The 14,047-nt window shown below is 60.9% G+C and carries 16 protein-coding genes; 13 read left to right on the forward strand and 3 right to left on the reverse strand.

Annotated features, from left to right (window positions below; translation table 11 throughout):
* Positions 1-111: 111 nt before the first annotated feature.
* Genes ABNU55_RS11430 through ABNU55_RS11440 form a run of 3 tightly spaced genes read right to left on the reverse strand, consistent with a single transcriptional unit; the run spans position 112 to position 2,778 of the window.
* The gene (locus ABNU55_RS11430) at positions 112-1,182 is read right to left on the reverse strand and encodes a phosphotransferase (protein ID WP_290751689.1); all 1,071 of its coding nucleotides are present in this window, start codon (positions 1,180-1,182) and stop codon (positions 112-114) included.
* Positions 1,175-1,543 (reverse strand): nuclear transport factor 2 family protein, encoded by a 369-nt coding sequence (locus ABNU55_RS11435; protein WP_290751687.1) that lies wholly within the window; start codon positions 1,541-1,543, stop codon positions 1,175-1,177. Before ABNU55_RS11435 ends, ABNU55_RS11430 begins: the two co-directional genes overlap by 8 nt.
* Positions 1,544-1,548: 5 nt before the next feature.
* Positions 1,549-2,778 (reverse strand): FAD-dependent monooxygenase, encoded by a 1,230-nt coding sequence (locus ABNU55_RS11440; protein ID WP_290751685.1) that lies wholly within the window; start codon positions 2,776-2,778, stop codon positions 1,549-1,551.
* A gap of 424 nt (positions 2,779-3,202) precedes the next feature.
* Here ABNU55_RS11440 and ABNU55_RS11445 point away from each other — a divergent pair, with 424 nt between their 5' ends.
* The 13 genes from ABNU55_RS11445 to ABNU55_RS11505 all read left to right on the forward strand — a co-directional run bounded on the left by ABNU55_RS11445 (position 3,203) and on the right by ABNU55_RS11505 (position 13,979).
* Positions 3,203-3,592: a CrcB family protein gene (locus tag ABNU55_RS11445; protein WP_290751683.1), complete on the forward strand. Its 390-nt coding sequence runs from the start codon at positions 3,203-3,205 to the stop codon at positions 3,590-3,592.
* Entirely contained in the window at positions 3,589-4,584 is a 996-nt protein-coding gene (locus ABNU55_RS11450; protein ID WP_290751681.1) for an RluA family pseudouridine synthase, read from the forward strand. Before ABNU55_RS11445 ends, ABNU55_RS11450 begins: the two co-directional genes overlap by 4 nt.
* A 98-nt stretch (positions 4,585-4,682) precedes the next feature.
* Positions 4,683-5,186, forward strand: coding sequence for a hypothetical protein (locus tag ABNU55_RS11455; RefSeq protein WP_290751679.1), 504 nt, complete (start codon positions 4,683-4,685; stop codon positions 5,184-5,186).
* Between the two features lie 4 nt (positions 5,187-5,190).
* Positions 5,191-5,886, forward strand: a complete 696-nt coding sequence (locus ABNU55_RS11460; RefSeq protein WP_290751676.1) for an HAD-IA family hydrolase — start codon at positions 5,191-5,193, stop codon at positions 5,884-5,886.
* Between the two features lie 133 nt (positions 5,887-6,019).
* Positions 6,020-6,184, forward strand: a complete 165-nt coding sequence (locus ABNU55_RS11465; protein ID WP_290751674.1) for a hypothetical protein — start codon at positions 6,020-6,022, stop codon at positions 6,182-6,184.
* A 169-nt stretch (positions 6,185-6,353) separates the two neighbouring features.
* Positions 6,354-6,797 carry a hypothetical protein gene (locus ABNU55_RS11470; protein WP_290751672.1) on the forward strand — a complete coding sequence of 148 codons (444 nt, stop codon included), beginning with the start codon at positions 6,354-6,356 and terminating at the stop codon, positions 6,795-6,797.
* A 50-nt stretch (positions 6,798-6,847) separates the two neighbouring features.
* A complete protein-coding gene (locus tag ABNU55_RS11475) occupies positions 6,848-7,576 on the forward strand; it encodes an ATP12 family protein (RefSeq protein WP_348764368.1) in 729 nt (242 codons plus the stop codon).
* 76 nt (positions 7,577-7,652) lie between these two features.
* Positions 7,653-8,303, forward strand: a complete 651-nt coding sequence (locus tag ABNU55_RS11480; RefSeq protein WP_290751668.1) for a hypothetical protein — start codon at positions 7,653-7,655, stop codon at positions 8,301-8,303.
* Positions 8,304-8,481: 178 nt separating this feature from the next.
* On the forward strand, positions 8,482-9,198 hold the full coding sequence (locus ABNU55_RS11485) for a hypothetical protein (RefSeq protein WP_290751666.1): 717 nt from the start codon (positions 8,482-8,484) through the stop codon (positions 9,196-9,198).
* 147 nt (positions 9,199-9,345) lie between these two features.
* Positions 9,346-10,878 (forward strand): acyl-CoA carboxylase subunit beta, encoded by a 1,533-nt coding sequence (locus tag ABNU55_RS11490; protein WP_290751663.1) that lies wholly within the window; start codon positions 9,346-9,348, stop codon positions 10,876-10,878.
* Positions 10,879-10,891: 13 nt separating this feature from the next.
* Positions 10,892-11,752: a hypothetical protein gene (locus tag ABNU55_RS11495; RefSeq protein WP_290751661.1), complete on the forward strand. Its 861-nt coding sequence runs from the start codon at positions 10,892-10,894 to the stop codon at positions 11,750-11,752.
* A 463-nt stretch (positions 11,753-12,215) separates the two neighbouring features.
* Complete coding sequence (locus ABNU55_RS11500) at positions 12,216-12,560, forward strand: endonuclease domain-containing protein (RefSeq protein ID WP_290751660.1); 345 nt, start codon at positions 12,216-12,218, stop codon at positions 12,558-12,560.
* A gap of 492 nt (positions 12,561-13,052) precedes the next feature.
* Positions 13,053-13,979, forward strand: coding sequence for a DMT family transporter (locus ABNU55_RS11505; RefSeq protein ID WP_348764369.1), 927 nt, complete (start codon positions 13,053-13,055; stop codon positions 13,977-13,979).
* Positions 13,980-14,047 lie beyond the last annotated feature (68 nt).

Below are 14,047 nucleotides of genomic sequence, written 5' to 3' on the forward strand. Positions count from 1 at the left end.
CGGCGAGGAGTGTACGGGAAATGCGGGTGGGCATGGTGAAACCTTTCAGGCTGCAGGATGTCTGCAGCAAGAGGTAGAACACTTGGCCGCCCTGCCCAGCCCGATCAGATCCTATCCATACCAGTCCAGCGCCCCATGATCGGAGATCAGGTCCACGGCCCCGTTCAGCATCCGGAAGAACATGTCGTCACCGCGCGGCGTCTGCGTGACCAGCATGGCGGCGAAATAGGCGGTGAAGAAATGCTGGTAAGCCCCGGCCACATAATGGCGCAGGAAGTCCTCCCGGCCATAATTGGAGACGCCCAGCCGGTCGAGCTCTGAGAGATAGAGATCGACAAGCGCGCTCTCATTGGCCTGGCGTGTGGCCGGGTCGATGGCGCCAGCGATGAAATAGCCGACATCGGCGCCGCCCGGCCCATAGCCGAAACTCTGCCAGTCCACCACGGTGACCGGCTTGTCTTTGTTGGAAAGGTCGAACAGCATGTTGTCCGGTCGGAAGTCCGAATGGATCAGGCATCTCTGGCCTTCCCGGCTTTCATCGAACTTGTCCATATTGCGCGACATGCCATCGCCGACCCGGATGGCTTCGGGTGTCACGCGGTCGCCATAGCGCGCCTTGAACCCGTCCCAGAGACCAGCGACCATGTCCGGATCGAGAACGTCGGGCGCGTTCGTCGTGCCCATCACCCAGTCATATTCGTCCAGCCTGTCGTCTTCCCAATAGGCTGAGTGGAGCTTGGCGGCCTCTTTTAGCACCAGCTTGGCCTCGTCCAGCGTGACCCCGGCCAGCTGGTCGCCCTGTTCGGCCGGCGCCATGTCGCCCATCATCAGGACGAAATCATGGGTGTCCTCATTCACGTCCGTGAAATAGCAGCGGGGGGTGGAAATCCGCGCATCCGGCTGCAGCAGCTGGTAGAATTTCACCTCGCGCAGGTAATTACTCAGCTTGATGCCGGTGGCGCGGCTTTCTTCGCCTTCGGCTGGAAACTTGCCGACCAGCGTCTTCGGCGCGTCCGGCGCGGCGCTTTCATAATCGAGCTTGAAGCGCACACAGTCGCCGATCTGCCCGGTGCCGACCTTGCCAGCCTCGAACGACCTCACCTTGGCGTCCACGCCGCCATCGCGCAGCGCCGCGGTCAGCCAGTCGGCATCGATCTCTTTCCAGTCGCGGATATCAGGCATTCGCGGCGTCTCCGCTCAGGGGGTGAACATAGACCTCGTTGTGCTTGATGAGGCTGTTCTCGAGAAGAACGAGGTCGAAACCGCGCAGCTTGCCCTCGCTGGCGCCGTCACCGACATCGCAATACCAGCGCCCGCAGAAGCCGCCCTCAATGGCCCAGACCGTTTCCGGCAGATAGATCATGGGCGGGGTCGATCCGAACAGTGTTTCAAGATAGCCGCGCAGCGCCTCGCGGCCCTCCACGCCGTTGGGCACCTGCGGGTCCTTGTACACCGTATCGGCCGAATAGAAGCCGACCAGCCGCTCGACATCCTTGTCTGTCCAGGCTTGCAGCCAGTCTGCGTTGAAGCGTTCGATATCCATGGGGCTCATCCGTTGAGAACCCTTTCCTTGTGGGCGTCAGTGAAAATCTCGTCGGGCACGCTTTCCGGCCCGCCCATGATGGCAAAGCCGTGCATGCCGAGCGTCTGGTCGGACGCGCTGCGCTCATGATAGCGCTTGCGCCGTTCGCGGGCCGCCTCGCCAAATTCCATGTCGAGCGTTGCCTGAAGGTGGCCGGCAAAGCGAAGCCGCCGCATCCGTTCGGCGCGCTCTTGTGCGTAAGATGAAAAGTCCGGCGCCGCGCCCGGCGGGGTCGCTTTCAATATGTCGGAAACGATCCGCACATCGCGATACGTGATGGAGAGGCCAAGCCCGTTGATCGGGTCGTTCCAGCCGGCCGCATCCCCGATCAGCACACATCCGGCTGCGAAAGGCTCATCGGTCCAGCTGTCATTGTTGAAATAGGAGAGGAGCGGTCCGGCCGGTGTGCCATCGGCAATGGCTTCATTGCCGGGGGCGCAATTCATGCGGAAGCTCTCCAGGAATTTGCGCGGCCCGTCCTCGCCCGCGAACCGGCCTTTCTCTTCCAGCGCATAGCCGCCATAGACCCGCACCTTGTCGCCGCCCTGCGGAAAGGCGAGAAAGCCGAACTGGCCCTCGGTGCCGATGGCCTGACGGGACGCATCCCATCCTTCGACGCCTTCGACCAGCAGGCCCGCAAACCAGTGATGCGGCTTGTCCTGATGCAGCTTGATGCCCGCTTCCTTGCGCACCGGGGACATGCGGCCCTCTGCGCCAACCACCAGCGGCGCCTCAGCCGTATGCGTCTCGCCCTCATGCTCATAGGTCACAGAAGGGGACGCCCCCAGCTGGATGTCGGTGACATTCACACCGCGCAGCGTCCTTGCACCGGCGCGGCCCGCTTCATCGAACAGGGTCTGGCAATGATGCGGATGGCCGATGGTGAGCGGACCTGGAACGGTTTCGGCGAAAATGCCGAGGGGCAGGGCGGTGGTCTCTGCCTCTGCCGGATCGCGGCTCTCATCATAGGTGACGTGGCTGGTGATATGATGCCCGCCCGCCTCGACCAGCAAGTCATAGAGACCAAGGCGCTGGACTTCGGCGACGCCCCAGGGCGCAATCCATTCGCCGCGCACGCGGTCTTCATATTCTGTCGATTTTTCAAGCAGCAGGACTGACTGTCCGGCCTTTGCCATGGTCGCGGCCAGCGCAGAACCACCGATGCCGCCACCCACAATGATCAGATCATAGCTCATCTTTTCCTCCCGGATGTCTCTTGTCGGACATTCACGTTGGGCAAAGCGTATCGGGAGGAATGGTCTTGGCAAGACGCGACGCCGCGTCAGGACTGTCTCAAAGCTCAGAAAAATGCTGAGGCTAGAAGCTCGCTCATACGTCCTTTAGTAGCCAAAAAAGCAGGATCGGCAGAGCGAGAGCGCCACCCACAACAGCAAGCTTGTTTGACATTGGAAATCTCTCTTCCGTACGGTCTACGGCGCTATTGAACGGTGGCTGCCCAAAAGCCTTTCCACAACTGGGGCAGGTATTCCAGCTGGGGTTTAGCGCTGTGTTGCAATCTGGACATTTCATCGGGCTGCTCCTCCAAGGCGGATCAACTGAAGATTGATGGACGGCAGCATATCATCGACTTTCTTCCTGTCAGCTGTAAAAGCCCTCTCAATGAACGGATTTCTCTATGTCGCTCTAGGCGGCGCGCTTGGCGCCAGCCTCCGCCACGGGGCGGGGCTTGCGGCTGTGCGCCTTGGGCTTTCGGGCTGGCCATGGGCGACCTTCTTCGTCAACCTGCTCGGCAGCCTTCTCATGGGGCTGCTGATCGGGTTTCTCGCCTTCCGGGGCGAGAGTCTTGGCGGCGGGCAGGGCACGCGTCTCTTCCTCGCCACCGGCCTTCTCGGCGGGTTTACCACCTTCTCGGCTTTTTCGCTGGAAGTGGCACAATATATCCAGAAGGACGACTGGACGCGCGCCATTGCCTATGCCGGTCTTTCCGTTGTAGCGGGCCTCGCTCTCGTTCTCCTCGGCCTCTTCGTGATGAGAAAGGTGCTCGCATGAGCCAGCAAGTCATCAATGAAACTGTCAGCCCCAAGGAAGAGGGCACGCGCCTCGACCGCTGGGTGAAACGCCGCCTCTCGGTGACGCAGGGCCAGCTGGAAAAGCTGCTGCGCTCGGGACAGATCCGCGTCGATGGCAGCCGCGCCAAGGCGAAGGACCGTCTTGAGGCGGGCATGGTCGTGCGCCTGCCCCCCGTCCATCAGCCCACCGAGTCTGAGAAAAAGGCCATGAAGGCGAATACCGCCTCTGCCAAGGATGAGCAGTTCATGCGCGAAATGGTCATCTATCAGGATGATGACCTCTTCGCCCTGAACAAGCCCGCCGGGATTGCCGTGCAGGGCGGCACCAAGCAGGGCGACCGTCACATTGATGGCATGCTCGACATCCTCTCGGATGGCGAATACCGCCCGAAGCTGGTCCATCGGCTGGACAAGGAAACATCCGGTCTACTCCTCATCGCGCGTCACCCGGCTGCCGCCGCCTGGCTGGGCGATCTCTTCCGCTCGCGCGACATGGAGAAGGTCTACTGGGCTGTTACCGTTGGCGCGCCGAAACCGCCTGCCGGTCAGGTCCGCTGCTGGATGACAAAGGGGCAGGGGCCGGAAGGGCGCGAACGCATGGTCCAGTGCGCCCAGAATGATGAAGGCGCCCGCCACGCCATCACCGACTATGTTACCGTCTCTCAGGCAGGCCAGAAAGCGGCATGGGTGGCCCTGCGCCCCCAGACCGGCCGCATGCATCAGCTGCGCTTCCACATGCATGAGCTTGGCACGTCCATTCTCGGCGATGACAAATACCTCACGCGCCGCGAGGTCCCGCAAGGTGTCGCCAATGGCCTTCACCTGCATGCCCGCGCGCTCCTCATCCCGCGCAAGAACAAGAAGCCGCTCCTGCTTCAGGCCCCGCTCTCGGGCCACATGAAGCAGACCTTCAAGACGCTCGGCTTCCTTGAGGCCGAAGCGGGGAAGGATCCGCTGGAGCTATTTCTTTAGGGGCTTGCTTGCGAGAACTAGGGTCTGATCTATTCCGTCAGCTTAATCTAGCTGCATGGCCAGAGGGCAAACGCCCGCCTCGGTTTGGCCGGGGGGGAGTGTCAATAGCCACCATCGAAAGTGCAGAGCGCGATCTCGGCTTCTCCATTCCGCCGGATTTCAGATATTTCCTTCTAAATTTGGACGATCCAGACAGTGTGTTTTTCCCGTGGTCTGACTTTTCGATTCAACTCTATCGACAGAAGATAAATCGGGTTTGGGAAGGAATCGCGTTCGATATCGATGACGGTTTCTGGATGCGAAGATGGGGAAATAGGCCTGCGTCCTCGGCTGATGCGATCACCATCGCCAAAGCCGATTTTGCTCTCTGGCCGCCGCTTCTTCCCATTTTTGGCCACAGATTCTTGCCTGCAGCGCCGTGCCAGCCCAACAATCCTGTTCTGTCCATCATGCAGACCGACATTATATTTTACGGTGTGAATCTAGCGGAATATTTGATCGACGAATTCGTGAATCCGGAACCGGCATTTGGGGTGTGTTGGCCTGGCCGGCATATCGATGTCTGGACCGACTTGGTTATGGGCGAAGGCCTGGAGGAGTGACTGAATGACCACCCTCAAACTCGCCATCTGGGACATCGATGGCACCATCGTCGACAGCCGCGAAGTCATCCAGACGGCCATGTGCCGGGCCTTTGGCACATGCGGCCTGCCAGAGCCGGAATATGAAGCGACCCGCAAGATTGTTGGCCTCGGCCTGGAAGAGGCCTGCCGCATGCTCGCGCCCGATTATCATGACATTCCCGGCCTCACACAGGCCTATCGGGAAGCCTTTGTCCTAAGGCGCACTGAGGAGGGCTTTACCGAGCCGCTCTATGACGGCGCCGAAGAGACACTGAAGCGCCTTGCCGAGGAAGGCTGGCTCATCGCCATGGCGACCGGCAAGTCCCACCGCGGTATCCGCGCCATCTTCGAAATGCATCCGCTGGAGCCGTATTTCGACACGATCTGGTGCGCCGATGACGGCCCCGGCAAGCCGCATCCCTTCATGGTCGAGCAGGCGATGAATGCGCTCGGCTGTGAGCCGCACCAGTCGCTGATTATCGGCGATGCGATCCACGACATCGCCATGGGGCGCAATGCCGGCATCCACACAATGGGCGTCAGCTGGGGCTTCGGCCGGGCCGATGAGCTGGAGGCGGCCGGCGCGCATGAAGTGCTGCATGACTACAGCTCACTGAACCTCGCCCTCGATAGGTTTGCCCAAGCCCTTGCTGATCGAAGCTCAGTGGCCACGACTTGATCGAAACCGATTGGGCCGAGCCGGCGATTTGGCGAGCCCCATGACGCTCCAGCAAAAAAAATGAACTCTTTTAGGAACAGGATCGGGGGAATGACGTTGCTGTCCTGAGTATTCAAGCAACAAGGGGAATCTCATGAAAAAGTCTATTGTCGCGCTTCTCGTCGGTATGGGTGCAATTGGTGGTGTTGCAGCATGCGACAGCAATGACGGCCCGGCCGAAGAAGCAGGCGAAGAGCTCGACGAAGCTGGCGACGAAATGGAAGAAGCCGGCGACGAGATCGAGGAAGAAGTCGAGTAAGACTTTTCATTCAGTTGAACGGGAAAGCCGGCCTGGAAACCAGGTCGGCTTTTTCTATTTAGTGCACTGATAAACATGACAAAAAATGCAGAGAGCGTGGATCGATCCTGAGGGCGTTGCGTTGAGCTTCTAACCGGAACGCAGACAGAACGCGAAAGGACGCAAAGCTGTGAAACTCAACATCGACCATATCCTGACGGGACTTGCAGTTGCCGCAATCGGTGGCGGTGCACTGGCTTTGTCGGCCCACTCCAGCGTATCCAGCGCGACCATCGCCTCGCAGTTCACCCCGAACGATCAGGCCGTATTCGACCGCAATTTCCAGATCGCGGACCGGTCCTGCGAAGTCGGCTATGCCGCGCAGGAGCTGTGTTTCGAACGCACCGCGCTTGAAGACCGTATCGCTGTCGGTGAGCCCTTCCCGGAAACCATGTATCCGCTGGCGCTCGAATGGCGCGCAAAGCTCGCGCTCGACCGCAAGGCGGACAATCTGAAGACTGTGCGGATCGGCCAGACGCTCATCCTGATGGACCGTGAAGACCGCATGGTTGTCGACAAGATGGACCTCTCGCCCCAGCGCCATGCTGAGTCGGCGCTCGCCGCCGAAGGCTAGGTGCACCCGCCACTTTGCCCCATCGCGCGGGCATGGCATGAGGTCGCCTCATGACAGAGCGCAAGCCCCAGACCCCCAATCTGCCCCGCCGCTTCTACAAGGAGGCGGCGGTTTCGCGTGAGGGCGACACCTTTGCCATCCTTCTCGACGGCAAGCCTGTGCGCACCCCGCAGAAGAACCACCTCGCCACCACGCACGAAACGCTCGCCAATTTGATCGCCGCCGAATGGGACGCGCAGGGTGAGCTGATCGACCCCACCACCATGCCGCTCACCCGCCTGCTCAACGTCTCGATAGACGGCACACCCGGCGCGCGCGACGCGATGGCGGACGAGGTGGCGAAATACACAGAGACCGATCTTGTCTGCCACCTTGCCGAGGGGCCGAGTGAGCTGCGCGCCCGCCAGGAAGCTGGCTGGGGGCACTGGCGCCAATGGGCCGGCAAGTCGTTCGACATCGTCCTGGTCCCCGTCGAAGGCATCATTGCCTCGCCGCAGCCCGACGCCTCGCTCAAGGCCGCGCGCGCCCATGCCGCCAGCCTCGATGACCTCCGCCTCACCGCACTCACTTGGGCGATGGCGCTCTATGGCTCCGCCGTCCTCGCGCTGGCGGTAGAGCAGGGGGAGCTGGATGCGCTCGACGCATTTGATCTCTCCCGGATCGATGAGACCTGGCAGATCGAGCAGTGGGGCGAGGATGACGAAGCGATGGACATCGTCGCCCGCCGCCGCGCTGATGCCGACGCCATCGGGAAACTGTTTGCCGCCATTGCGCGTTAGGCTGGTCTGGCCGCAGCGCCCGGCAAGGGGCCGGAAAACCAGATGTCTGCGCGCCAGCCAATGGGAGGCGCTTGCCATGACATACCGACTTCACCTTGCCTGCAGCGCGGCTGCCACGGCGCTTTTCCTGACCGCCTGCGACCCGGTCACACCCGCCGATCCCGCACCGCTGACCCCGCCCGAAGAGACCGGCGCCCCCGCAGGCCCGGGCCTGCCAGCTACCGACCCATCATCCGGCACACAGGCCCAGCCTGCCGGAGCCGATGCAGAAGACCAGACCTCCTGCACCACAATTAGTGCGGACGGCCTCTGCGGCGTCAGATTCGGCATGAGCGCGGAAGAGGCGAAAGCGGCCCATGAGAGCGGCCTCCATGAAATGGGCGACAGCGCGGCGGGCGAGGAGCAGGCCTGCTACTATCTCGGGCCCCAGCGCGGAAACTATGATGTCGGCTATATGGTGGTCGATGGCAGCGTCCAGCGTGTCGATATCCGCGCGCCCGGTGTCGCCACCGCCCAGGGGCTGGAGGTCGGCATGCCCGCCACGGCCGCTGAGGGCCTCTATCAAGAGATCGAGCGCCAGCCGAACAAGTACACGGACCGCGACAATCTCATCATCCAGCTTCAGGGCGACGCAAAGCTCATCATGGAGACCGATGAAGCCGGGAATATCTCCACCTACCGCGTCGGCCTGCCGCCAGCGGTCGATTATGTGGAAGGCTGTTCCTGACGCGCCCACAAGGCTGAACAAAAGCTCAGGCGCCGCACCAGACCACATGGCGCCTGAAATTTATTCTGCGCTAAGCGTCTGAATAGAAACAACAAAACAGGGTGAACGAAACCCGAATGCGCCGGTCAGCCTGGGTTCCGGAGCCCCATGTTTTCCTGCACCCATGATGAAACGCATCATGAAGACCCGGGTGGCAGCGCTGGCTTTTGCGGCTCTCCCACTCACCGCAGCTCCGGCCCTCGCAGACGAGGCGCCGCACCGCACCCAGACCGCCTTTTCCGGCGCCATCCTCAGCGTCGGTGACGCCTCCTTCTATATCTCTGTCGGCAATGATCGCTGGCGGGGCCGCGACGGGCGCTATTACAACAATGACCGCTATGGTCAGCGCCCCTGGGAAGTCCGCCAGATGCGCCGCCAGGCCGTCCGCATGTGTTCGGCCGCCATCCAGCGTGAGGGCTACCGCGCGGGCTTCCGCGATGTCGATATCGACAATGATCTGCGCGTGAACCAGATCGGCCCGCGCGGCTTCCGCGTCCTGTTCGATGATGTGGAGTTCGAAGGCCGCCGGCGCGAATTCTACCGCGATGTGAACTGCACGGTCCGTCAGGGCAGCGTGGTGCGGATCACCGGCCTGCCAGAGCGCGGCCGCCGGGGGCACGGCCATCATGACGACCGCTGGGACAGGGGACGCGGCGATCACCATGACCGCTGGGACCGTGGCCACAATGGCTATCGCAGCTACTCGTCCACGACCACAAGGACGCCGGTCACCCGCACCGTCACCACGACGCGCACGGTCAGCTCCAGTGATCAGGGCAGGGGCCGCACCGGCCCGGGCGGCCAGCGCCGCTATGGCAAGGACGGAAATCTGCGCGGCGGGCGCGCCGGCAACTAGGCGGCAGATACCCCCTCCAGAATGACAACTGAAGAAAGGCTGGCAGGTTGCCCATGGGGCAGCCTGCCCTTTTTCTTGCGTCGCCCGTCCCATTCAGTAACAAGGACAGCCAGATTTGAAGGACTCACCGATTAAGAGGCTGCCGGTATGAAAGATGTGATCGAAGCGCTTGAGGCAAAACGTGAGGAAGCCCGCCTGGGCGGCGGCGAAGGCCGCATCGCCAAACAGCACGAAAAGGGCAAGCTCACCGCGCGCGAACGCATCACCCTCCTGCTCGATGAGGGCAGCTTTGAGGAAACCGATATGTTCGTGGAGCACCGCTCCCACGATTTCGGCATGGAAGAGCAGCGTATTCCCGGCGACGGCGTCGTCACCGGCTATGGCACGGTCAATGGCCGCCTCGTCTATGTCTTCTCAAAGGACTTCACCGTCTTCGGCGGCTCGCTGTCGCTGGCCCAGTCGGAAAAGATCGTGAAGATCCAGAAGGCCGCGGCCCGCAATGGCGCGCCCGTCGTCGGCATCTTCGATGCGGGCGGTGCGCGCATCCAGGAAGGCGTCGACAGCCTCGCGGGCTATGCCGACATCTTCATGGAAAACGTCCTCTCCTCCGGTGTCATCCCGCAGATCTCCGTCATCATGGGGCCGTGCGCGGGCGGCGACGTCTATAGCCCTGCCATGACCGACTTCATCTTCATGGTGAAGGACACCTCCTACATGTATGTGACCGGCCCGGATGTGGTGAAGACCGTCACCAATGAGGAAGTCACGCATGAGAGCCTGGGCGGCGCGTCCGTTCACGCCAAGAAGTCCGGCGTTGCCGACGGCGCCTTCGACAATGACATTGAGGCGCTGATCCAGATGCGCCGCCTCATCGACTTCCTGCCGCTGTCGAACCGCGAGGAAGCCCCGAAACGCCCAAGCTTCGATGATCCGGACCGCGTGGAAGAAAGCCTCGACACGCTCATCCCGGACAATCCGAACACGCCCTATGACATGCGTGAGCTGATCGAGAAGACCGCTGATGAAGGCGACTTCTTCGAGATCAGCCCCGATTTCGGCGCCAACATCCTCTGCGGCTTTGGCCGTATGGAAGGCTCCACCGTCGGCTTCGTCGCCAACCAGCCGATGACCCTCGCCGGCGTCCTCGACATTGACTCCAGCCGCAAGGCCGCCCGCTTCGTGCGCTTCTGCGACTGTTTCAATATCCCGATCGTCACCTTCGTGGACGTGCCGGGCTTCATGCCGGGCACCAAGCAGGAATATGGCGGCCTCATCAAACATGGCGCGAAGCTATTGTTCGCCTATGCCGAAGCCACCGTCCCGAAAGTCACCGTCATCACCCGCAAGGCCTATGGCGGCGCCTATGACGTGATGAGCTCCAAACACCTGCGCGGCGACATGAACTATGCCTGGCCAACCGCCGAAATCGCCGTGATGGGCGCCAAGGGCGCGGTGGAGATCATCTTCAGGAAAGACATTGGCGACGAGAAGAAGATCGCCGAGCACACCAAGATGTACGAAGACAACTTCGCCAACCCCTATGTCGCCGCCCGCAAAGGCTATATCGACGACATCATCATGCCGCACTCCACCCGCCGCCGCGTCTGCAAGGCGCTACGCACCCTACGCGGCAAGGAACTCGAGAACCCGTGGAAGAAGCACGATAATATTCCGCTTTAGGGGGCGGAGACTATTGGCTGGTAAAAGAACTTCTCAGCAGACATTTTTTGCCAAGTTCATGGCCATTATATCAATAGTTGGCACCATTTGCACTTTGGCCAGCATTTGCATTTGGATTTTCACTAGGAATGATTCACGCGAGCAAGACACGTTGGTGCATCAGGCTGAAATATACCTTCAGAACTATGCGCACCAAGAAGATACAATTTCCGAATATTTCCTGCATCAGTCGAGGCTCTCTGAAATTGTTGAAGTTCTCAATTCAAATGGGAGGCCAATTTCTATTAAAAATAGAGAGTACGTTGGCATAGATTGCCAAGGTCAAAATATTCGATCTTCATTGCACTTTGATGCTGAAGTAGTAAGCATAGATAATTGTGTATTTGAAGGAGGAAGCGTCCGTTTGTCCGGATCAGATATATGGTTAACGAATGTACAAGGTCGACCCGAATATTTTTCGATTAAGCTACGACCGCGTACGTCGATGGCGAGGACTGAATGGCCAGAAGTCTGGATTGTGAAATCGGAGATCGGACCAGAGAATTTTAGAATTCAATCGATTACTTCGGGAAGAATGATCCTGGAGCGGTTCAATTTGGATGCGACCTACGCCAATACGAGCATAGCGATAACAGAAGATCGGACGATTTTCGGAAATGAAATAATCGAATTTTCTCTTGCTATTAAAGGAGTGCTTGAGGTCGTGGGGCCGCAAGACTCGCACTTGCTCACTCAACTACGGTGGTGCAAGGACGAGTTCGAGCAATTCGAGTCAGCGGACGGCGAGGATTTCTACGTAGCTGCCAATAGCAGAATCGAATGCCATCCGCCGCAGTTCGATACGTTCCGCAGCGTTGCTGCTCAGCGGCGGTGATTGGCATTTCGATGCCATTATTTCCATTCCACAAACATTTTCGAAATGGGGTTTTCTGCTAGTACTCTTTCGCTTGAGAGCTGCGAACGGCAGGCCCTGCCGTTTGGCCATAGCCAGCCTCTGACGATCTGTTTCGTGCGATCAAGAGTGAAATCCTACGGATGCGAAGCGCCTTTGACCGCCTGGAACAGATCGGACGGCGCGCCCCACCTCAAAATACGCGGCTTTTCCCTCTCCCCTTGGAGAGGGTGCGAAGGGTGAAGCATCGCACTGCGATGCGCCGGAGCACGGGTGAGGGGTAGGAGACATCGTACCAAGCGCTGCCGTCGCAGTGATGCTCCATGCGATAGCGCGTCACTACGCACACGCCGCTTTGTTGAAACGTCGTGACCCCTCATCCCCGGCCCTTTTCCCCAGGGAGAAGGGAGTTGCGTTTGTCTCAACTGCCGCGCAACATCCCCGCATGTCAGACCCCCGCAGCACGGCACGCGCGCGGCGCCTTCGCCAGACGGCGAACACGCCCGAACAACATGCGTGGCAGACGCTCCGCAAGCTGCGCGCGTATGGCTTCCCGGTCAAACGCCAATACCCCATCGGCGCCTATGTCGCCGATTTCGCCATCTACCGCGCGAAGCTTATCATCGAAATTGACGGGAGCATCCACGCCCGAGAGGACATCACCCTCAGCGACCCTGTCCGCCAGCGTGAGATCGAAGCGATGGGCTGGCGGATGGTGCGCTTCAGCGCAGAAGAGGCAATGGACGCGGATCTGCTTTGGGGGCGGGTGGCGGACGCATTGGGACTTTGAGATGCGCGCTTTTCCCCTCTCCCCTGGGAGAGGGGGTAGGGGGTGAGGGGGTGGAGACGTCGTATCAAACGCTGCCGTTGCAGTGATGCTCCGTGCGAACGCGCGTCACGGCGCGCACCCCGCTTTGCTGAGACGGTGTGACCCCTCATCCCCGGCCCTTCTCCCCAGGGAGAAGGGAGAAGGGAGAAGGGAGAAGCCGCCCCACATCACCGCTTGGCAATCTCATTTTTCATGGTATGGGCAGCGCAAGATCGCACCCCACGGGAAGTTACGTCCATGGCCATCAGCCTCGACATCATTATCGATCCGCCAAGTGCCGGGCTGGTCACGCCTTTCACCGCGTAATCAGCCGACGTCTTCCTGCCTTTAAAACCTGTTTCATGAGGCATGGGGTGGCCGTCGCCGCCTGATGCGCGCTTTTGCCTTTCCCTGTCAGAAGGCAGCGCGGCCCGCCGTCCCGAGATGACGGCCTGATCGCCCGCTGATCGCATCATGAAATATCTACCCGCGACGGTTTACGTCCTCCTCGCCCTTGTCTGGGGCAGCAATTTTATCTTCGTCAAATGGGCGGCTGAGAGCATCACGCCCGCGCAGATCACCCTGTTGCGGGTGTTGTTCGGCTTTGTCCCGGTCCTGATTTTCGCGCTGGCGCGCCGGGCGCTCAGCTGGTCGCATCTTCGCCATCTCCACCATTTCGTGGTCATGGCGCTGCTTGCCACTGCGGTCTATTACTACGCCTTCGCCGCTGGCACGGCGCTTTTGCCGTCTGGCGTGGCCGGCATGCTGGGCGGGGCGATCCCGCTCTTCACCTTCCTGTGCGCCTGGATTTTCCTGAAGGAGGAAACCATCGGCGCGCGCCAGGTGGTGGGGATCCTTCTCGGCCTCGGCGGGATCATCCTCATCGCCGCGCCCTGGTCTTCGGATGGCCAGATCGCGCCGCTTGGTGTCGCCTGGATGATCGGCGGCGCGCTCAGCGTGGGAAGCTCCTTTGTCTATGCAAGGCGCTTCGTCACCCCGCTCCGCCTGCCCGCGGCGGCCCTGACGACCTATCAGATCGGCCTCGGCCTTCTCTTCCTCCTGCTCTTCACGGACAGGTCCGGCATTGAGGCGCTTCTGGGGGATAGACGGGCGAGTGTCGGTCTGGTCCTCGGGCTTGGCCTCTGCGGGACAGGGTTTGCCTATATCGCGTACTACTATCTGATCGACCGGCTTGGCGCCGTCACCGCCTCCAGCGTGACCTATCTTCCGCCCATCGTCGCCCTGTTCATCGGCGTCGTCCTGGCAGGAGAGGACATCACACCGGCGACCGGCGCGGCCGTCGTGCTGATCTTTGCCGGGGTCGCGTGCCTGCAGCGTTTCAAGCTGCCGGGGGCGGCGGTGGTCGCGCTCGCAGCCGTCAGAAGACGGGCGCCGCGATAGGGGGGCGGGGCAGCTTGCCGGATAAAATCTCAGGCAATCTGTCCCACCCCGCCAGACCACGCCCATAC

It is taken from the genome of uncultured Henriciella sp. (assembly GCF_964005855.1).
Classification (GTDB): Bacteria; Pseudomonadota; Alphaproteobacteria; order Caulobacterales; family Hyphomonadaceae; genus Henriciella.

Coding starts and splice junctions, on each gene's coding strand:
- ABNU55_RS11430 (WP_290751689.1), bottom strand. CDS start 1,182: ATGCCTGATATCCGCGACTGGAAAGAGATCGATGCCGACTGGCTGACC.
- ABNU55_RS11505 (WP_348764369.1), top strand. CDS start 13,053: ATGAAATATCTACCCGCGACGGTTTACGTCCTCCTCGCCCTTGTCTGG.
- ABNU55_RS11465 (WP_290751674.1), top strand. CDS start 6,020: ATGAAAAAGTCTATTGTCGCGCTTCTCGTCGGTATGGGTGCAATTGGT.
- ABNU55_RS11435 (WP_290751687.1), bottom strand. CDS start 1,543: ATGGATATCGAACGCTTCAACGCAGACTGGCTGCAAGCCTGGACAGAC.
- ABNU55_RS11485 (WP_290751666.1), top strand. CDS start 8,482: ATGAAGACCCGGGTGGCAGCGCTGGCTTTTGCGGCTCTCCCACTCACC.
- ABNU55_RS11450 (WP_290751681.1), top strand. CDS start 3,589: ATGAGCCAGCAAGTCATCAATGAAACTGTCAGCCCCAAGGAAGAGGGC.
- ABNU55_RS11445 (WP_290751683.1), top strand. CDS start 3,203: ATGAACGGATTTCTCTATGTCGCTCTAGGCGGCGCGCTTGGCGCCAGC.
- ABNU55_RS11490 (WP_290751663.1), top strand. CDS start 9,346: ATGAAAGATGTGATCGAAGCGCTTGAGGCAAAACGTGAGGAAGCCCGC.
- ABNU55_RS11480 (WP_290751668.1), top strand. CDS start 7,653: ATGACATACCGACTTCACCTTGCCTGCAGCGCGGCTGCCACGGCGCTT.
- ABNU55_RS11500 (WP_290751660.1), top strand. CDS start 12,216: ATGTCAGACCCCCGCAGCACGGCACGCGCGCGGCGCCTTCGCCAGACG.
- ABNU55_RS11475 (WP_348764368.1), top strand. CDS start 6,848: ATGACAGAGCGCAAGCCCCAGACCCCCAATCTGCCCCGCCGCTTCTAC.
- ABNU55_RS11460 (WP_290751676.1), top strand. CDS start 5,191: ATGACCACCCTCAAACTCGCCATCTGGGACATCGATGGCACCATCGTC.
- ABNU55_RS11440 (WP_290751685.1), bottom strand. CDS start 2,778: ATGAGCTATGATCTGATCATTGTGGGTGGCGGCATCGGTGGTTCTGCG.